Origin of the sequence: Paenibacillus sp. 276b, assembly GCF_900107875.1 — a bacterium.
Classification (GTDB): Bacteria; Bacillota; Bacilli; order Paenibacillales; family Paenibacillaceae; genus Paenibacillus; species Paenibacillus marchantiae.
Genome location: NZ_FNRR01000002.1, coordinates 100,168 through 119,121 on the forward strand (window position 1 = coordinate 100,168; position 18,954 = coordinate 119,121).

Consider the following 18,954-nt stretch of genomic DNA (forward strand, 5'->3'; position numbering starts at 1 on the left):
ACCAAGTATTTTCGAAAAGGTTTTCGAGAAATGTTCTATTTTTGTTTGTAACCGCAATCATTAATACACACAGAAAGTGAGAGCTGAGATGAATCAGAAAAAGCTTTTTACGGATGGATGGCAATTTGCGAAAAGTAAGCTGGATGTTACGGAGCCTGTGGGGTTACCGTTTGAACCGGTTGAGCTTCCTCATGATTGGCTGATCTATAATACGCTTGAACTGTATGAGGACAGCATCGGATGGTATCGCAAGACATTTCCATATACGAAGGATGAGCAGCAGCTTCTGCTTTGCTTTGACGGGGTGTACATGGATTCTTCCGTATATGTAAACGGGCAACTTGTCGGGGAATGGAAGTACGGCTATTCGGCTTTTGAGCATGAGATCACGAGTGCTTTGGTGAAGGGTGACAACGAAATTGTAGTCAAAGTTGTGCATCAGAGTCCCAACAGCAGATGGTATTCCGGGGCCGGAATTTACCGCAATGTGTGGCTCAAAACGAGAGATCGGAATCATATCGTCACAGACGGTACTTATGTTTCGATTCAGCAGCAGCCAGAAGGCTGGCAGGTTGAGGTGGATACGGAGCTAAGTCTCAATCAGAACGCACAACTTGTACACACGATTTGGTATCAGGGTAATAAGATCGTATCCAGCAAAGAGGACGTTACAGCTACAGCGGGTCAAGACGCCGGACATGGAAAGATACAATCCAACAGCCAACAGCTGACGGTCGATCTTCCGAATTTATGGAGCCCGGATGAACCGAATCTGTATGATCTGGTAACGGAACTGCAAGTAGCTACAGGTGAGCAGGGCTATGAGACGATCGAGACCGCCACACAGCGGATTGGTTTCAGGAATATCAAGCTGGATGCAAACGAAGGATTCCACCTGAATGGGGTCAAGATGAAGCTGAACGGCGTGTGTGAACACCATGATCTTGGGGCGCTGGGGGCCGCTTTTAACCTAACTGCGCTGCGCAGAAGATTTGTGCTGTTGAAGGAAATGGGCGTTAACGCCATCCGGACTGCTCATAACATGCCTGCCAAAGAGTTCATGGAACTTGCGGATGAGATGGGTATGCTGATCGTTTCGGAAGCGTTCGATATGTGGGAGAGAGCCAAGACCCCTTACGACTATGCGAGATTTTTCCCGGAATGGGCACATACCGATGTGAAGAGCTGGGTGAAGCGTGACCGTAACCATGCAAGTCTGATTATGTGGAGTATCGGTAATGAGATTTACGACACTCATGCGGATGAGCGGGGGCAGGAAGTAACCCGCATGCTGATGGAGTATGTATTGGAATTTGATCCAAAAGGGAATGCAGGCGTGACGATCGGTTCGAACTACATGCCATGGGAAAACGCACAAAAATGTGCAGACATCGTGAAGCTCGCAGGTTATAACTACGCGGAGAAATACTACGACAAACATCACGAAGAACATCCGGACTGGATTATCTATGGTAGTGAAACGTCGTCTGTAGTGCAGAGCCGTGGGATCTATCACTTCCCGTTCGAGCAATCCATACTGGCAGATGATGATGAGCAGTGTTCGGCACTTGGGAACAGTACGACAAGTTGGGGCGCGAAGTCGGCAGAATACTGCATTTTGGCAGAACGAGATACGCCGTATTCCTTGGGGCAGTTCCTGTGGACCGGATTTGATTATATTGGAGAACCAACACCGTATCATACAAAGAATTCGTATTTTGGACAGCTGGATACAGCAACGTTCCCGAAAGATTCCTACTATATCTACCAAGCAGCCTGGACGGATTACAAGAAAAGTCCGATGGTTCACCTGTTCCCTTACTGGGATTTCAGTCCTGGTCAGCTGATCGATGTACGCGTGTGCAGTAATGCGCCGAAGATTGAATTGCAGCTGAATGGCAAGATAATCGGCACGTATGATATCGACCATGCAAAGGGAACCCAGCTGGCAGGCTGGTGGAAAGTGCTATATGAAGAAGGCGAGCTCAAAGCGATCGCTTATGATGAACACGGAAACGTAATTGCAACGGATGTGCAAAGATCCTTTACAGATGCGAAGAAGATTCGTCTGCAAGCCGATCGGGAGCAGCTGCAAGCGGACGGTACAGATCTTATTTTCGTGGAAATTCAAGTGGAAGATGAAGCGGGCAATCCCGTGCAAAATGCAAACAACCGTGTGCAGGTCCAAGTGAAAGGTGCAGGTCGTCTGTTGGGTCTCGATAACGGGGACAGCACGGACTATGATCCATACAAAGGTCTTAGTAGAAGATTGTTCAGCGGCAAGCTGATGGCAATCATCGGGGCAACGAACGAATCGGGAACGGTACGGATCGAGGTGACTTCGGAAGGATTGGAAAGTGCAGATGCCGAGTTCGAATCGCGAGCTGTTGTAGGCGCAGGAGATCGTACCTTAGGTGATTCCGAGGCCGCTGCAAGTCAGGAGCAAGACGTACTCATGAGTAATACAGCACGTCCGGTTCTGACGGGACGTCCGCAGGAGATTCCTTTGCGGAAAATCGAGATTATCAGCGAAGGTGGGCAGTTATTCGATCCATCGAAACAGCAGATGACGGTGAGCGCCAAGCTGTATCCGGAGAACACATCCTATTGGGATATTGAGTGGGCAGTTGTGAACGACGCAGGTATCGAATCCAACATTGCCAAGGTCGAAGCCAACGGTCTGGAAGTCAACGTATCCGCTCTGGGCGATGGGGAATTCCGTCTTCGTGCGACGAGCAGTAATGGTACAGATAAAACGAAACTGATTTCTCAACTGGAGTTCAAAGCAACAGGTCTGGGTACGGCTTACAAAGATCCATACGGCTTTATTACAGGCGGACTGTACGATTACACCAAAGGGGATGTCGGTAACGGCAATGAGCGAGGGGTAGCGACAAGCCGGGACGGGGAGACACATGTGGGCTTCCGCAATATCGATTTCGGGCCGTACGGCTCCGATACCATTACGATTCCAATCTTTGCGTTGTCCAGTGAAGAGTACTTCATTCAGATCTGGGAAGGTATGCCAGATGAAGAGGGAAGTACACTGCTGGCAGATGTGGTGTATGACAAAGAATCCAGATGGAATGTGTATCAGGAAGAGACGTATCAACTGTCCAAGCGGCTGAGCGGGATTACGTCGATCTGTTTTGTACTGAAGCAGAAGATTCATATCAAAGGCTTCTCATTCGAGCGCCAAAGCCGGGCATTTGAACAGAATACGGCTGCATCATGCGATCATCTCTACGGGGATACGTTCAAGATCGAGGGTGATCATGTCGAGGGGATCGGAAACAATGTGTCGTTGGAGTTTGAAAATATGGACTTCACAGCAGAAGGCACGTCCAAGCTTGTGATCTATGGACGTTCAACAATCGATAAAAACACGATCCATATCCGCTTTGCAGGTGAGGATGGACAGAGCAATCAGCTGGTCGAATTCACACAGTCCGATGGATATGAGGAGCGGGTGTTTGAGCTTGAGCAGGTTAAAGGTGTGCAAAAGGTAACCTTTATTTTCTTGCCGGGTAGTCAGTTTGACTTTGGCTGGTTCCGGTTCGAGAAGTAGAGTAACAGATATAGTAGTTCAGATATGGTAGTTCGGGGATAGAGATGATTTATACGATTTATATCAATCCCCTTTAAGTAAACGGTGTTCTTTAAGAACAGGACGTTTACCTGAAGGGGATTTTTTTGTATGTTAAACGATTCGTTTAGCTTCCTGAATCTTTCTTATCAGCATCGTCAATGGTCAGCATCGCTTTCTCTGAATCCCAGGACAGGTTCAATCCCAAACCACGCAATACCTCAAAAGGTACTGTAGTTGCTCCCGAGTAGTTATTTATGGGTTCAGGTATCTGCATGACTCGCTCCTCAGATGCATCTGAGGAAGTTATAACATACTGTGTCTCGTTAGGTCGGATTGTGATTGTCCGATTGTCATAATTCAACGTATAGTGGTTCGGGCTACCTTTCACCTGATGAATCTCAAATTTTGCTCCAAGTGCTGTGGCGATGGCTTTAATTGGCAGTTGCACAGTCTTAGGCGTTTCAACAGCGGCATACATTGACTGGAATAGCTCACCGTTCAGATATACATCTGTGCCAATCTTGGCTTGAACGGGTTTGTAGACCATTCCTCCAGATGACGTTGCAGGTGCACCTGCTTCCTCGTATTTATCACTTCCCCAGCCCCAGACGGTTCCATCCGAGGATAGGGCAAGACTGTGGTAATATCCTGCTGAAATATCGGTAATGCCGGATAAATGGTTTACTTTTCCTTCTTTACCGTTCACGCTCCTTCCGTAGCTGTACACCTCACCGGATGTCGTGAGTAATAACATATATTGCGTATTTCCATCCATCTTTTTCACCTTGAAGTCGTAATGAAAGGCGAATGCTTTCCCTGTCTCGTCCAAACCCCAGACTTTCCCGTTCTTATCCAGTGCAAGCAGGGACGTATTTGTTCTTGTGATCGAAGATATGTTGGTCAGACCTTTTATCTTGGTAGGTTTGGACAGGACTTTATCGGGTTCTTCGGGCTCGTTCCACGTCCATACGGAGCCATCTTTCTTCAAAGCATATCCATGCAGACCTGCGGATCCAACCTGGATAACATCTTTTAGTCCGCTAATCGCATGTGGTTTACGTATGAGATCATCTGAATTGATTCCTTGAGCATTAGGGCGCTGCCATGACCAGACTGTCCCGTTCTGGAGAAGGGCGACATTGAAAGAACCAGTCACTACATCCTTCGCAGAGTTGATGCTTTCGACTTTGCTTGGTAGTTTGCCAGCACCCCACTCCCAGACCGTTCCATCTGCCTGAACGGCTGCGTTGATTCCACCACCGGCGGCTGAAATAGCTATTACATTAGATAGTTCCGGTACGCGGATGGGACTAAATGTATGACGATATCGAATGTTCTCGCTCACACCCAGCTCTCCAAACAGATTGCGGCCCCAGGTCCAGACCGAACCATCACTTCTCAAGGCGACTGTGTAATAATAAGCTCCCTCTACAGCGGTATAGTGAAGTTTCTTCTCTGTGTTTGTTGTAGTCGATTGAATCGAAGCGTTACTGGCGGAATGCTGTACGTTAGTGGCTGCGTGAGCGTTTGGCTCAGCTGTCAGCTCCAACAACAAGCCGGACGCAACTAGTGCTGCAGCCATTGCAATGGCGAATCGTCGGGACGATTTACTTTTACTATTGGGTCTATGATTCAAGCGTGAAGTGGGACGTCGTTTTTCTTTTGCTATGTCATCGGATGGGTTAACCGAACGCATGGGTATCGCCTCTTTTTCAGATGAGATGGACGTGAATGATGCATTGTTATATAAACACTTTATGGTGGGTTGGAGTTACATACAAATGATAAAAATTCTTTTATATTGAAGATCCGTGCTGAGTGTGTTTACGTTATTTCTAACAGCACATAGGTAACATGTACGGAGAATTTAGCGTCTTAATTCATGAGGTGATTGGATGAAAAGAGTACTGCTCACGCTTTTGTTAGCGTTAATGATGTTAACAGCCTGTGAGGCAAATGATCCGACAGTGGATTCTCCAGTGGTTTTGAATTCTTTTCGGCAAATCCATTCAATCGACTTATGATAACTCTAGGGATGCCTATGGTTCCAAACAGGGGATTACGACCAACACCTGCGAAGGGATCGGTACGATGAAGAGTGAGCAAGGACGTGTTTTTAACGTGTTAACCGGTTGTGAGAAGGAAGGCAGTACCTTTTCTATTCCCAAGTGATGAAGAGCGGTATCTAACCGTAAATAGTTGAGCTATGTAATTATTCATGCTATAAATCAAAAAAAGATCCTGCGAGGCCGAGGCTTTTCAGGATCTTTTTGCTGCCATATGGAGAGTGAGAGCTGATGGTTTATGCATATAAAGCATTGGATAGTTCGATCAGATTACCGTCAGGATCACGTATATACACCGAACAGATTGGCCCCAGTGCACCTGTTCTCTTGACTGGTCCTTCTTCGATCTTCGTGTTTTGTCGTGTTAAATGCGCAATGACTTCCTCCAGCGGTGTGCTGACCAGAAAACAAAGATCTGCTGAACCCGGTGTGGGGATATGAGCTTTGGGTTCAAACTCTTTGCCACGTTCATGCAGATTGATTTTTTGCTGTCCAAACTGTAATGCTTTTCGGCCTTGGCCGAATTCGACTACCTGCATACCTAAAACATTCGTATAAAATGCAATCGTTGCTTCCAGATTTTCCACGGTTAACACGAGATGATCAAGTCGTTCTATTTTCATGGATGAGCCTCCTTTGAATTGGATCATTAGCTCCTGTAAAACGAGGGTTGTATATAATAGTATGTCATTTATTATACCTTAGAGCTTGGTGTGGTTAATCGGTTTAGGCAACGCCGATCCTTCGGACATATTAGTGGAAAAGTAGAATATAAAGGGAAGAGCAAGCAAGATAAGACCGATGATTACGGCGGTGATGATACTCTTTTTGTTCAATTTATAGCTCCTTTCGGAAAAATAGAATCTAGCACAATGGGTATATAACCTATATATTAACCAATTGATTGAAATTTGGAGTAATATGCACGAATGCGCAATAGTTCTGACGAAGAGTGTTTACCACGGCGCCGGATGATATATGTGAAAATGAATCCTCCGTTTGATTCCAATCTACTTTCTAACTTGTTAAAATTTAGGTATAACTACTACGGTCAGGTTGGCGGTGAAGATAGATGCAGCGTATTCAGGTACATCCCGATGTATTAGAGGAAAAAGCCCGATTAGTTCAGCAAAAGAAGCTGGAACTGGAGCGAATGGTACGGGAACTTGAAAAATCAATTTACCTGTTGCAGTCCGAATGGTCGGGTATGACAGGGGAACGTTTCTTTTGGGATTTTATGCAGGTGAAAGAAGTTTTCCCAGCCACACTAGGACTTTTGGATAAAATTCAGAATGAATTTATTTTTATAGCGAAGAATTTCAGGACAGCGGATGGTTCGGGTGAGGTTGCTCTATATATACCTGAAGAACTGAAACGAAATTTCGGTGTTGGGTTGCTCGATAAGTCGGTTGGAGAGACCGTAACTGGAATTGGACTGACAGCAGAGGCGCTCTTCCATGATCCATTCGGTACGGTGACCAGTGTGGCCTATGCCTTAACCGTGGGGAAAGTAGTTGATGTTGGACGAGGTATTGGATTCGCATGGGATGCCGCCTGGGGCACAGGAACAGCGAGGTCTGACGTTGAGCAGTTTGTGGATGAGCAGAAGAAGCAGATTGATCAGGATGGACTGGGCTACTATGGTGGAGCCATAACGGGCCAGGCCTTGGCTTATGTTTTGTTTGGTAAAGCTTTTCGTTCGAAGGATGATATTGGATCGGGTGGTGGATCAACAGGAGGTAAAAAAGAGCCTGGAAAGGGAATTGACAGTCCAAGAGATCTAATAAAGCCCAGTGGATTACCTAATCCAGAAGCCTTACCAAGTGGAGCGAGAACAAAAATTCCGAATAATGCGGATAAGGCGACTAAACAGTCTTTAGAATTAGAAAATGATGCTGCTGATCAATTGGCGAAAAGTGGATATCGAATTGAACAGAACCCAAAAGTTCGGGATAGTGATGGAATTGATTCCAACAGAGATCCCGATTTTAGAATTGAAGAGCGTATATTTGACTGCTATGCACCAACTGAAAATAAAGGCATTAGAGGTATTTGGAGTGAGGTTCAAGAAAAGGTTGTGATTAAGCAACAAACCAAGAATGTAGTAATTAATTTAACAAAGTGGTCTGGAGATGACGCTGCGTTGCTTAAGCAATTTAAAGAATGGGAAATCCAAGGTTTACAAGAAGTTATTGCAATTAAAAAGGATGGTAAGATTATATCAGTATTCCCTTAAAGTAGAGGAGACAAGTTATGGAATATTCACTGAAGTTGAATGGAAAACAAGATGCGTCATGGTTAAAAAAATTAATTGAAAGTAAGAATGTTGAAGTGAATTATATGAACCGAAAAAACAATTCATTGTCCATTGATGAGTTTGATCTAAGCAGTGGTTTGAAAATAACTACTTATGATAATAATTTTCCACCTGATCATCCAGCAGCATCTTATGAAACGATGTTTCAAGAAGAGGATTTTATTTATCAACAAACGATATCTTATGAATTGGAGAATAACCAGCAATATGAATTATGGTATAAAACAATGTATGAAATTTCTTTTGCTATATTAGAATCACTTAGAGTAGATGGCGTCTTCTATCACACTTCTGGAGAAGAGATATTTTTCTTTAAAAACGGAAAGTATACGTTCAACGGAACATACCTTGAATTGCTCCAGACGCATTATGGAGAACTTCTTAAGAATATCGAGTATTCGGCTTTTACAAAATCTCACAACTGAATTACAGATAATGCATAAAGGCACTTCTACCGCGTAGAGGTGCTTCTTACTATAAAATCACTAGATTGGACAGATAACGAGATTAAAACCTGAAAAAGGAGAAAAAAATATGTTTGGTAATTTTTATTTTGGAGGTTACTCTGAATACAGAGAATTAAAAAATTCATTAACTAGATTATTTCAAAATGTTGAAATAATAGAAGAGAATAATAAGCTAACGGTCCCTTGCGACGGGTTCACACTATCCATTAATGAGGGAGGGCCTGGTACTATGTTTGCAAGTGAAGATTATAATATTGAATTAAAATTTTGTTGTTACATTGATATTATATCTTCTTATAGTCATTGGGCAGACGATCTAATGGTCTTCATTGGAAAATTAATTAATGGTATGGATGGAGACTGTCTTCTAGAGTTGAATGATAAACCAATATTAATGCGAAAAAACAGTGTAATAACTGTGGATGATAAAAAGCTAAATGGATCAGTTGAATTCCCTTTTCATGGATTAGGACTAAGTTATCAGGTTGGAGATATAATCTAGGGGATGCTCAGAAGTTTGCGTGGGCAACAAAGTCGAATTTGGGGAAGAAAAATAAAATGGATTTCGAATTATTTCTACGATCTAATTTAGATCTTAATTCTCTAGGAAAACTGTTAAAAAGATATACCACTGAATTTGTTAACGGATCGGCTTTTTTTAATAGTAACGATGAAGAAATTGTAATTGGTTCTGATTTTTTCTCATTGACTCTTGAGATAGAGGATATTTCCGATATCGCTTTTGTTAAAAAACATTATAACTTAGATGTTAATGTATGTATTAGGCTTCAATTGTTTGGTAGTACTTTTTATAAAGGGATAGAGTATACTTTCAGAATTATTAGTAAGCTTATAAAACATACTGAGGGTAATCTTTTATTCCTAGAAGATGGTTCTACTCAACTACTTAGAATGAAGAATGGTCTGTTGACGGTCAATAATCAGTTGGATGAATATCAAACTAAATATCTAACTTCAAGCCTTCTTCTTCTACTTGACCGTCCTTATATTGAAAGGGAGCTATCAAGCTAAAAAAATCAGCAGGTAAATGGAATAATGATACTACTTAAAGGCACTTCTACACACAAACGTAGAGGTGCTTCTTACTATAAAATCTTAGGAGAAAAGCTTGCCATGATACTAAAAAAACGACTTTTAATAATCGGATGTTGTATTGCCTTGGTGATCTTACTTGTTCTAACTTATAGCCTCTATAAAGAAAAAAGAATGTATGAGCAGTATCTAACGATGAATGTACGACAAGATATGGTTGATATGAAGAGTGCGATTATAAATAATGATATTTTATTTAACCGAATACTTAAGAATGAAATAATAACAAACGAGATGGTTGAGGATGGAGAACAAGGCAGCCAGCTCTATTACAACTTTACAGATATGACGCAGATTATGGATAAGTATAACTTGATGAATCTAAGTTTCAGCGAAGAAGCCAACTGGCTGGTAAAACCCGCAGCATTATTTACAAACGAATTAGGCCAAGATGACATTTTGCCACTTACACTTCACCGCATGCGAATGACGTTCGAGAGACTGGACATAACCAGTTATCCTGTAAAAGCTGAACTTAAAGCCAGAATCGAGGAGTACCAGCAGTTAAATCATCGATGGCTGAACATTGTTGGGGACTTTGAATCCAAGGAAATTAATGAGAATGATTGGCCCCAAATCTTGAATGATCTGGAGCAAGTGACCCGAGCTTATTTTAGTGAGAAAAAGGTTAATTTCGTGGATGATGACGTTTGGAGAGATGCTTTGAATCCAAGGTACGAATGATAATTATGAGTGTGATTGATGTCTAATAAAATTTAAGAGGTTCTTTAGTATGAAAGGAGATGAGGAGTATATCCATCCTAGAAACAATTAATGAATTAGCAGTGATTCTTTTACTCATTGGTACCTTCTTTTACTTTCTAGAGTTACGTAAAATCATAAGGCAAAGGAAACTAACGGTTATAGAATACATCATGTATGTCACGATTCAATTTGGGTACTTACTTTGGGCAGGAAGCCGATTACTAATGTTAATTTCATAATAGCTCACACCCAAAGTGTAGCACTACTACCGTTCAGAATGGGTAGAGAGTGCTCTTTTTTTATAACCAAACAACTAATGAATTTTCTCCCATGCTGGACGATAATAGAGCAGAGACCATATTTACTAATAACAAGCATCTAATGGTACCACTTACATAAGGCATGCTTGGGGAAGAAGAGTACAATGAATTGCAACTGGATGAGCAGGGGGAAGTACTGACCCATGTGTATTCCAAACTGAACAGCATTCGTGCGGTAGAGAATATGCATAGTGATCTGGGCGGATCGAGTGGAGGTAAGCGGCATAGTGGAGAAATTAAGTCTTTTGACCCGAATTATCAACAGGCTTTAGCTTGGGAGCGATTAATGAAAGGAAGCTATAATAAAAATGACATCTTATTACTCAATCATGAATTATTTAATATTAGGGAGGTAGAACATTGACTACTTATGTTCTGTTAGTTAAAGAAGAAGAGACAAGGGATTTTGTAGTATATAAATTTGGCCCGGATGAAAATTCATTAGGGAAAATTAAGTTAAGTAAGTCGGATGGGGAATGTGAAGAAATCGAAAAGGTTCCGGGTTCAACCACAAATTTCTATTTCTTACGCGCAGCTTCAAAATTAATTAGAATCTTAAAAGAGAATGATGGTATTTTCCCAGATAGAACATCCTACGCCTCTTAAGGGTCTAAGTTCATTTACACTTCAAATAGCATGTTTTTACAATTTACCAACAATCGTGTACTCTAAAAAATCCAAACTTTTTGATTAGAGAAATTTAAAAGCTTATTCCAACTTTTTCGAAGGAGGAATAAGCCTTTTTTATAGAAAAGAGGAGTGTCCTGCCATTCATAGGCAATAAAGAGCGCTCTTTTTTTATATACAAACAACTAATGCATATAAAATGATATCACTTACATATCCACAGCCATCCTAACTCTCGCGAGGTATATTCATGAACCAAGACATATATGAACAGCTTATTAACACTATCACCAGACAGGAGATTTCGGCGCTGAACCCAGATTAGAGCAGATTCGAACGTGTAATGAGATTATTGCTACTCTGAAAGGCACGCTTGGGGAAGAAGAGTACAACGAATTGCAACTGGATGAGCAGGGGGAAGTACTGACCCATGTGTATTCCAAGTTGAACAGTATTCGTGTGGTCCGGGATACCAAATATTAACGGTAAGATTGTCGGGAAAGTTGATACACCTAATGAGTTTGGTGTCTATCAAGCCAATGTTGAAATTAATGGAGTACCAAAAGGACCCAAATCCACATTTTTTCCAAAGGAATGGACACCACAACAGGTAATTGATTCAGTAAATGAAGCTTTTAATAGTAAAGTAAATATAATAAAACAATAAATATATAGGGAAAACAAGCACAGGTATGGAAATAGAGCTTATTTTGAGAAATGATAAGATAATCTCAGCATACCCATGAATTGGAGGGTACATTAGTGAAGATAAAATATAAATATAAATTAAAATATATGGATGAATTTAATTTGGTTGTAATGGATTTTGACGAGGAAAAATCACTTGAGTTCGCCACTATGATAAGTGATCCTTTAGGATCTGATATTTCTTGGAGATTTGAAGATTTGAGAAAAGATATTGAGAATTATTTTGAATTATTAAGGGGAGGAATCTCCGAATATAGACATGGAGGAAATGCATCCAGCGTTATATCACATAAAGACTATACAATAATTGAAGATCCATTTTATGATGAGGAAGAAGATGAAATTGAACCGATCTGTAAATTAGAGACAGTTGAATTTGTGAAAATTATATTACTATGGGCTTACGAAACTTACAAATTTAAAAGTAAAAAGGGAGTGATTGCTTTAAAGGAGGCAGAAATGGTTATGAAATGGGTTGAACAAAAGATGTTAGAAGTTGAGAGTATAGAAAATGAATCTATACAATAGATGATGTAGAGCTCATTCCTAATCATGGTCGGCAAGCAGTGAAGAGTTGTATCATCTTATTATTGGGAGATTTAATTCATGGGGATATCATCTTTTATACTATTTAGACTTGGAAAGAGCATGCGGACTTATCTTTTATCGAGTGCTGCTCGGAACATATGTAGAAAAGAGAAACTTTTCTTTGATAAGGATGAAGAAACTTACAATAGTGTAACCAGTCTTACATATGCTATGACAGTGGGCAAAATTGTGGACGTTAGGCCTGGGATAATTCGCAAATTTCGGAGGGAATTAAGGAATGTCTATTAGTGCTGTGATACATGAACCACAAAATGATTTTGAAAAGAGTTTTTTGTTCCAGTTGCAACAGAAACTTTTTTTAAGGATTGATGGTCACCCGCAGTTGAAGTATTAGATTTAAAATGGATAGATCTCTTCTCAACTGGTGTTGATATAGAAGGGGAAGATGTGCCGATGATTATTGAGGAACTACTTCTGGTAAAGGAATGGGCTATAAAGAATTAAAAAGGTGAGCAAAGGGATAAAATAGTCGAAAGAATAGAGGGACTTCGAGAAAAGTTGCCACTTGCATTTCAAAGACAGGACGTAATTGTTTTTATAGGGTAGAGGATCTAAATTTTAGGAGTTGCAAAATCAACTTCGGAGACGGATTATGAGATCGGGAAATCTAATCGAGAAGAATTGAAAGTGGGCTGTTTGAGATGAGTTCTGTCATATTCCTAAAAAAGATAGAAAATTATGTTCCTGAAAAAGCCATTGAGGATTTTAAGAAAGCAGCGCAAAAAGCGAATATGTTTTGCATCTTGATAAAAGATAAATACCGTGATGATCTCTTTATATCTGCTGAAGGGACTCTATCAGAAGTTGATGAATCTACTTTTAAAACCATAGATAATAAAGACAACTTAAAGTATTTCACATTTAATGTTAATCAAGTAGAAGAAGACTCAATTGATAGTTTCACTTGGCTTACTCAAGACGAAAATTACTTCTGGGCTTTAGATATTGAAAATATAAATCATGAGTACAAATTTATCTTTAGATTCGTTGTAGAGTATTTTAAAGATAACGGCGAGGATTATTTATGGTTTGATGATGCCGAATGGTATTACACCGCTGACGATATTATAAAATTAAGTAAGATGCCATATGACCCGAAGTGGTGTAGTGAAAAGATTGTATAGTCTTATACATCTATAGATAATTCATTTAAAGTGATTAAGCACTTCTACAAGAGAGAACCTAAATTAGAATTGCTTTTCTTCAAGAACGGGTGCAAGAGAAATCAGACATCGTGATGAAAGAACTTACTTTAGCGTAAGGGCAGTAAAATATACTCGACTATATAAGTGACACGCCATTCAAAAAGGTGGGTTGAACAATGAATAAAGATTTTCTTTACACTAAGCCCTATGTTCCCGGGATAATAGACGATACACCAGTGGACCTTGAATCGTGGTTTCTAGATGATTCAAGAGAGAGGATGGAAGAGAAATTAAGAAATATTCCTCTGAATGACCTTATCATTGAGTTAATTAATATATTTAAAGACGGAGATCCGAATTATCAAGTTCTCTTAGGGTTATTAGGAGAAAAAGTGGTTAAGGAGGCTAGAGAAGATAAGATTGTCTATTGTCTAGCTGATATTTTGCGTGCTGACGATGATATACAGAGAATTGAGATCGAAATTGATGATGAGGGTCTGAATATAAAGAAAATGAATGTTTTTGTTATTCCAGCCGAGCTTTTGGTACTACAAAAGGAGATAACTAGCCTGTTTGTTGATATTCAAACTCAAAAAACAAGCAATTACTTATCAATCTCTATTAAAGATAAAATGATAACCTTATTTTCAATTTAAGAGAGTAGACTGTCATACTAACTTATAATCCAATCGTTACAGTGAAAAGATGATATGAGCTGCGCGTATCTATGCATGACTTAAAGTCATATCATTGAGCACTTCTACCAAACCAAAAGTAGAGGTGCTTTTTCCTATGAAATCAAACAACTAATGAAATCTTCCATAGATTGGTCGATAATATAGAAGAAACAATTTTTAGCTCATCATATATATAGAGAACTATCCACAACTATCCTACACCCACACGAGGTATATTCATGAAACAAGGTATATATGAACAGCTTATCAACACAATCACCAGACAGGAGATTTCGGCGCTGGACCCGGATGTGTATAACATTGGGACCGAGAAGCTGGATGCAGAGGAAGCACGTAAATTGCTGTCCACGTATCTGGCGGCGGTGACTCGGCGAGCGCTCAAGATTGTACGGGAACAGACGGAAGATAAGACAGCAGTGTTGGCGCAGATTCGAACGTGTAATGAGATTATTGCTACCCTGAAAGGCACACTGGGGGAAGAAGAATACAACGAATTACAACTGGATGAACAGGGGGAAGTGCTGACCCATGTGTACTCCAAGCTGAACAGCATTCGTGCGGTCCGGGATACCAAAATCGTTCGTCCTGATACGCCAATCTCCCAAAGTTCATTATTCACAGGCGCGAAGTCCGAACCGAGTATGTTACTGGAGTTGCAAAAGGAGATCGTGACCGCCGATCGGATCGACTGGTTGGTGTCATTTATCAAATTCAGCGGGCTTCGCCTGCTTCTGGAACAGCTTCAGCATTTTACAGCAGGCGGCGGGAAGCTGCGGATCATCACAACCACCTATATGGAGGCAACCGACCTCAAGGCTATTACCGAACTTAGCAAATTATCTAACACAGAGATCCAGATTTCGTATGATACCAAAGTGACACGGCTGCACGCCAAAACGTACATTTTCCACCGTGATACTGGATTCACCACCGCCTATGTCGGCTCTTCCAACCTGTCCAACCCGGCGCTGACCAGTGGTATGGAGTGGAACCTCAAGGTGACGGAGAAGGATTCACTCGACGTGCTGCGCAAGATTGAAGCGACCTTCGAGAGTTACTGGAATGACCGTGAATTCACGCGTTATGTAGCTGAAGATGAAGGCCATGAGGCACAGTTGAAGGCGGCTTTGAATCGTAAAAAAGATCAATCCAACCACTTTCACCTCGACATTCAGCCTTACGATTATCAAAAAGAAGTGCTGGAGCAGCTGCACGCTGAGCGTACGCTGTATGGACGAAACCACAACCTGATCGTCGCCGCCACAGGCGTTGGCAAAACGGTCATCTCTGCCTTTGACTACAAGCGATTCCGGGCAAGATATGCGGGAGCCAAGCTGCTTTTTGTCGCCCATCGGGAAGAAATCTTGAAGCAAAGCCGGGACACGTTCCGGTATATTCTGAAGGATATGAACTTTGGTGAGCTGCATGTCGGGAATCACCGAGCGGAGGCGCTGGACCACCTGTTTGTTAGCATTCAGAGCCTTAACGCTATGAAGCTGACGGAGATCACCAGCCCAGATTATTACGATTACATCATTGTGGATGAATTCCACCATGCCGCAGCGCCTTCGTACCAGAAGCTGTTGTCTCACTATGAACCGAAGATTTTGCTAGCACTTACTGCAACACCGGAACGAATGGATGGCAAAGATATTACCGCCTACTTCGATCATACGATTGCCGCCGAGATCCGTCTAACCGATGCGATTGACCGGAAACTACTGAGTCCTTTCCAGTATTTTGGCGTCACCGATACTGTCGATCTATCCCAGGTAAAGTGGTCGCGCAAAGGCTACGATCTGAACGAACTGGAAAAGCTCTATACCCATAACAAAATCCGTGCCAACCAGATCATCCAAAGTCTGAACAAATACGTAACCGATCTGGACGATGTGAAGGGGCTTGGTTTCTGCGTAGGGGTGGATCATGCGATGTATATGGCCAAAATATTTAACGAAGTCGGCATTCCATCCATAGCCCTGCATGGCGGGTCGAGCGAACAGGAACGTCATTCTGCGAAAGGACAGCTGGTGAACGGGGAACTGCGCATGATCTTTGTCGTTGATCTGTACAATGAGGGCGTGGATATCCCTGAGGTGAACACCATCCTGTTCCTGCGTCCTACCGAGAGTCTGACCGTATTCTTGCAACAGTTGGGACGTGGACTGCGGATGGCGGAGGGCAAAGAGTGCCTGACCGTGCTCGACTTCATTGGGCAAGCGCACCAGGAGTACAGGTTCCAAGATAAATTCCGCGCCCTGATTGGCGCTACCAAACATTCCATCTCGTACTACGTCGAGAACGGCTTTTCGAACCTGCCTCGCGTCACGTTCATTCAGTTGGAAAAGCAAGCGAAGGAATACATCATGCGCAACCTCAAGCAGATGAGTCGTAATCGCAGAGCGTTGATCCAGAAGCTGCAAACGTTCCAGCAAGACACCGGACTGCCGCTGACCTTGGCTCATTTTGTGGAGCATCACGGGATGACACTAGTTGAATTGTATGGTGGACGTACGGGGAGAAGGTATTTCCGGGGCATGTTGGCCGAAGCCGGATTAACAGCACCTATTGAAGATGAACACGAAGAGTACATCCGCAGATTGCCATCTGTGTTGACGATTAACTCCCGAAGCTGGCTGACGTTCCTGATCGACTTTATTGAAAAAGGGAAAGAACCGACCAACGCTGATGAACAGCGCATGTTGATTATGTTCTATTACACCTTCCACCGGGCTGCGCCCGAGAAACTAGGGTTGAGTAGTATCGAAGAGGGTGTGCAGCGTGTGCTGTCTTGTGAAGCATTCCGAGCAGAGCTTGTGGATATTTTTCAATATAATCGGGCTCATCTGCGATTTGTGGATAAAAGCAATTCGTTCCCGTACACTTGTCCACTGGATATCCACTGTATGTACTCCATGGACCAAGTGCTTGCCGCCTTCGGTTACTGGAGTGCTGAGCAATCTCCCACCTTCCGTGAAGGCGTGAAGTATTTTGCAGATGAACAGACGGATATTTTCTTCATTACACTGAACAAATCGGACAAAGATTTCTCTCCTTCTACGCTGTATGAGGATTATGCGATCAACGAGCGTTTGTTTCACTGGCAGACCCAGAGCCGCGTATCCGAGCATACAGCCACCGCGCAGCGTTATATTCATCATCGGGAGACGGGCAACCGAATCGTGCTGTTCGTGCGGGAGTATAAGGAGGAGCATGGCTATACGTCTCCATTTCTCTTTCTGGGCGAAGCCGATTATGTGAGTCATGAAGGGAACAAACCGATGAGCTTCGTGTGGCGATTACGGGACGAGATGCCTGCGAAGATGGTGGCGGTGGCGAATAAGTGTATTGTTTGAATTCAATCATTTATTTTATAAACAATTTAATTAAAAAAGTATTAAAATTTCCGTGCTGACCATTATTTTAAGTTAATCTTATTCTCTTCACAGTTAATAAAGAAATAAAAACAGCCTCTTCTTTTGGAAGAGGCTGTTTTTAATATACAACAAGTGAGGTTGATTTTCAAACAAGGGTATATTGTTTAAGATCAACGTACTGTCCATTAACTAGCTGATCATACACCTCTTTAGCAGTAACTGTAGAGTCAAGAAACCTAAAAGCAGAAGCAGCCACATATTCATTATCAAGGTCACAACTTAACCATTTTCTGTTATGAAGTTCAGCTATTTCTCCAGTTGTATTAGATCCACCAAAAATGTCAACAACAATATCATCAGGATCAGTAAGAAATTTAATAAAAAACTCCGGTAGTTTTCCTGGAAACCTGGCGGGGTGCCCTTTTACTCCGATTTTTTTGCAGTATCGAAGATACTTTGAGTTACTTTCAGAGTTGGGTATTTGAAGTAAATTTGAAGGTATTGCTCCACCATTGTCCTTATTAAACCCTTCACCTATGTCATGACCAGATGGTCTTTCTTTTGGATCATAGTATTTTTTTGAATCCTTTAATAACTTTTGCATTCTTTCAGAGTAAGGCACCAGTACATTACGAACATCCGCTTTCGGAAAAGCAGATTTGGAGAACCACCACACTGTATTAACTGAATCTTTAGCCCGAATTTTCCTTTTGTTTACCCATTCTATTGGGCTAGGTAACTTTGAGGAATTATACCAAAAGAATTCTTCCGCTAAATGGAACCCTAATTCTTCTACAAATTTAATAAGAATTTTATAGTTGTATAGCGAACGAACAGGCACTCCTCTTTCGTAGGCTCCTCCAAGATCAACTACAAAACTCCCATCCTCACACAGTTTTTCCTTGACTTTAGCAGCAAATTGACTTAACCACTCAATATAATCATCGCCAACTTTATTTCCATATGACTTTTGACGTAGTAATGCAAAGGGTGGTGAGGTCATTACAAGATTGATCGAATTATCATCTAAAGATTCAAGTAATTCAAGGGAATCTCCATTGTATGCTTTCCCTAACCTAGTTTCATAAGCAAGTCTTAAATTCATTTGTACAACTCCTATACTTTTCTTTTCACACAATAGGTTGAATTTCACACTATAGTGTGAAGAGTATATGTGTTAATTATAATATAATTCATGTAAAAAAGGAACCCT

The 18,954-nt window shown here is 41.7% G+C and carries 17 protein-coding genes and 1 pseudogene; 14 read left to right on the plus strand and 4 right to left on the minus strand.

Translation table 11 applies throughout. From position 1 onward, the window contains the following. The first annotated feature begins 88 nt into the window (after nt 1–88). Complete coding sequence (locus BLV50_RS11255; RefSeq protein WP_090807701.1) at nt 89–3,568, plus strand: glycoside hydrolase family 2 TIM barrel-domain containing protein; 3,480 nt, start codon at nt 89–91, stop codon at nt 3,566–3,568. Nucleotides 3,569–3,713: 145 nt separating this feature from the next. On the opposite strand, the gene BLV50_RS11260 is transcribed toward BLV50_RS11255, so the two are convergent. From BLV50_RS11260 to BLV50_RS33430, 3 genes are all read right to left on the minus strand, one after another. Next, complete coding sequence (locus tag BLV50_RS11260; protein ID WP_090807703.1) at nt 3,714–5,285, minus strand: stalk domain-containing protein; 1,572 nt, start codon at nt 5,283–5,285, stop codon at nt 3,714–3,716. A gap of 606 nt (nt 5,286–5,891) precedes the next feature. Further along, nucleotides 5,892–6,278: a VOC family protein gene (locus BLV50_RS11265; RefSeq protein ID WP_079695010.1), complete on the minus strand. Its 387-nt coding sequence runs from the start codon at nt 6,276–6,278 to the stop codon at nt 5,892–5,894. 78 nt (nt 6,279–6,356) lie between these two features. After that, nucleotides 6,357–6,491 (minus strand): hypothetical protein, encoded by a 135-nt coding sequence (locus BLV50_RS33430; protein ID WP_256336499.1) that lies wholly within the window; start codon nt 6,489–6,491, stop codon nt 6,357–6,359. Nucleotides 6,492–6,727: 236 nt separating this feature from the next. Here BLV50_RS33430 and BLV50_RS11270 point away from each other — a divergent pair, with 236 nt between their 5' ends. From BLV50_RS11270 to BLV50_RS11340, 13 genes and pseudogenes are all read left to right on the plus strand, one after another. Then, a complete protein-coding gene (locus BLV50_RS11270; RefSeq protein ID WP_090807705.1) occupies nt 6,728–7,891 on the plus strand; it encodes a CdiA C-terminal domain-containing protein in 1,164 nt (387 codons plus the stop codon). A 17-nt stretch (nt 7,892–7,908) separates the two neighbouring features. Then, nucleotides 7,909–8,397: a hypothetical protein gene (locus tag BLV50_RS11275; protein ID WP_090807708.1), complete on the plus strand. Its 489-nt coding sequence runs from the start codon at nt 7,909–7,911 to the stop codon at nt 8,395–8,397. Between the two features lie 109 nt (nt 8,398–8,506). Next, nucleotides 8,507–8,941: a hypothetical protein gene (locus BLV50_RS11280; protein WP_090807709.1), complete on the plus strand. Its 435-nt coding sequence runs from the start codon at nt 8,507–8,509 to the stop codon at nt 8,939–8,941. 38 nt (nt 8,942–8,979) lie between these two features. After that, nucleotides 8,980–9,471, plus strand: coding sequence for a hypothetical protein (locus tag BLV50_RS11285; RefSeq protein ID WP_256337937.1), 492 nt, complete (start codon nt 8,980–8,982; stop codon nt 9,469–9,471). Nucleotides 9,472–9,687: 216 nt separating this feature from the next. Continuing rightward, nucleotides 9,688–10,236 (plus strand): hypothetical protein, encoded by a 549-nt coding sequence (locus BLV50_RS11290; RefSeq protein ID WP_143021547.1) that lies wholly within the window; start codon nt 9,688–9,690, stop codon nt 10,234–10,236. 423 nt (nt 10,237–10,659) lie between these two features. Further along, nucleotides 10,660–10,941, plus strand: coding sequence for a hypothetical protein (locus BLV50_RS11300; RefSeq protein WP_090807715.1), 282 nt, complete (start codon nt 10,660–10,662; stop codon nt 10,939–10,941). Further along, a complete protein-coding gene (locus tag BLV50_RS11305) occupies nt 10,938–11,183 on the plus strand; it encodes a hypothetical protein (RefSeq protein WP_090807717.1) in 246 nt (81 codons plus the stop codon). The genes BLV50_RS11300 and BLV50_RS11305 overlap by 4 nt, the downstream gene beginning before the upstream one ends. A gap of 271 nt (nt 11,184–11,454) precedes the next feature. After that, a pseudogene (locus BLV50_RS33785) lies at nt 11,455–11,681 on the plus strand (hypothetical protein); the annotation flags it as partial. Beyond that, nucleotides 11,662–11,871 (plus strand): EndoU domain-containing protein, encoded by a 210-nt coding sequence (locus BLV50_RS11310; protein ID WP_256336500.1) that lies wholly within the window; start codon nt 11,662–11,664, stop codon nt 11,869–11,871. The pseudogene BLV50_RS33785 and the gene BLV50_RS11310, both read left to right, overlap by 20 nt. Before the next feature lie 128 nt (nt 11,872–11,999). Continuing rightward, nucleotides 12,000–12,440 (plus strand): hypothetical protein, encoded by a 441-nt coding sequence (locus BLV50_RS11315; protein WP_090808755.1) that lies wholly within the window; start codon nt 12,000–12,002, stop codon nt 12,438–12,440. A gap of 722 nt (nt 12,441–13,162) precedes the next feature. Next, nucleotides 13,163–13,645 (plus strand): hypothetical protein, encoded by a 483-nt coding sequence (locus BLV50_RS11330; RefSeq protein ID WP_090807721.1) that lies wholly within the window; start codon nt 13,163–13,165, stop codon nt 13,643–13,645. 197 nt (nt 13,646–13,842) lie between these two features. After that, nucleotides 13,843–14,322, plus strand: coding sequence for a hypothetical protein (locus tag BLV50_RS11335; RefSeq protein ID WP_090807723.1), 480 nt, complete (start codon nt 13,843–13,845; stop codon nt 14,320–14,322). 260 nt (nt 14,323–14,582) lie between these two features. Next, nucleotides 14,583–17,720: a DUF3427 domain-containing protein gene (locus tag BLV50_RS11340; RefSeq protein ID WP_090807725.1), complete on the plus strand. Its 3,138-nt coding sequence runs from the start codon at nt 14,583–14,585 to the stop codon at nt 17,718–17,720. Between the two features lie 166 nt (nt 17,721–17,886). On the opposite strand, the gene BLV50_RS11345 is transcribed toward BLV50_RS11340, so the two are convergent. Beyond that, on the minus strand, nt 17,887–18,846 hold the full coding sequence (locus BLV50_RS11345) for a DNA-methyltransferase (protein WP_090807727.1): 960 nt from the start codon (nt 18,844–18,846) through the stop codon (nt 17,887–17,889). Nucleotides 18,847–18,954: the final 108 nt, after the last annotated feature.

Bases quoted from the DNA above. Each gene is read 5' to 3' on its own strand.
- BLV50_RS11255 (WP_090807701.1), top strand. From the start codon at position 89: ATGAATCAGAAAAAGCTTTTTACGGATGGATGGCAATTTGCGAAAAGT.
- BLV50_RS11260 (WP_090807703.1), bottom strand. From the start codon at position 5,285: ATGCGTTCGGTTAACCCATCCGATGACATAGCAAAAGAAAAACGACGT.
- BLV50_RS11265 (WP_079695010.1), bottom strand. From the start codon at position 6,278: ATGAAAATAGAACGACTTGATCATCTCGTGTTAACCGTGGAAAATCTG.
- BLV50_RS11270 (WP_090807705.1), top strand. From the start codon at position 6,728: ATGCAGCGTATTCAGGTACATCCCGATGTATTAGAGGAAAAAGCCCGA.
- BLV50_RS11275 (WP_090807708.1), top strand. From the start codon at position 7,909: ATGGAATATTCACTGAAGTTGAATGGAAAACAAGATGCGTCATGGTTA.
- BLV50_RS11280 (WP_090807709.1), top strand. From the start codon at position 8,507: ATGTTTGGTAATTTTTATTTTGGAGGTTACTCTGAATACAGAGAATTA.
- BLV50_RS11290 (WP_143021547.1), top strand. From the start codon at position 9,688: ATGAATGTACGACAAGATATGGTTGATATGAAGAGTGCGATTATAAAT.
- BLV50_RS11300 (WP_090807715.1), top strand. From the start codon at position 10,660: ATGCTTGGGGAAGAAGAGTACAATGAATTGCAACTGGATGAGCAGGGG.
- BLV50_RS11315 (WP_090808755.1), top strand. From the start codon at position 12,000: ATGGATGAATTTAATTTGGTTGTAATGGATTTTGACGAGGAAAAATCA.
- BLV50_RS11330 (WP_090807721.1), top strand. From the start codon at position 13,163: ATGAGTTCTGTCATATTCCTAAAAAAGATAGAAAATTATGTTCCTGAA.
- BLV50_RS11335 (WP_090807723.1), top strand. From the start codon at position 13,843: ATGAATAAAGATTTTCTTTACACTAAGCCCTATGTTCCCGGGATAATA.
- BLV50_RS11340 (WP_090807725.1), top strand. From the start codon at position 14,583: ATGAAACAAGGTATATATGAACAGCTTATCAACACAATCACCAGACAG.
- BLV50_RS11345 (WP_090807727.1), bottom strand. From the start codon at position 18,846: ATGAATTTAAGACTTGCTTATGAAACTAGGTTAGGGAAAGCATACAAT.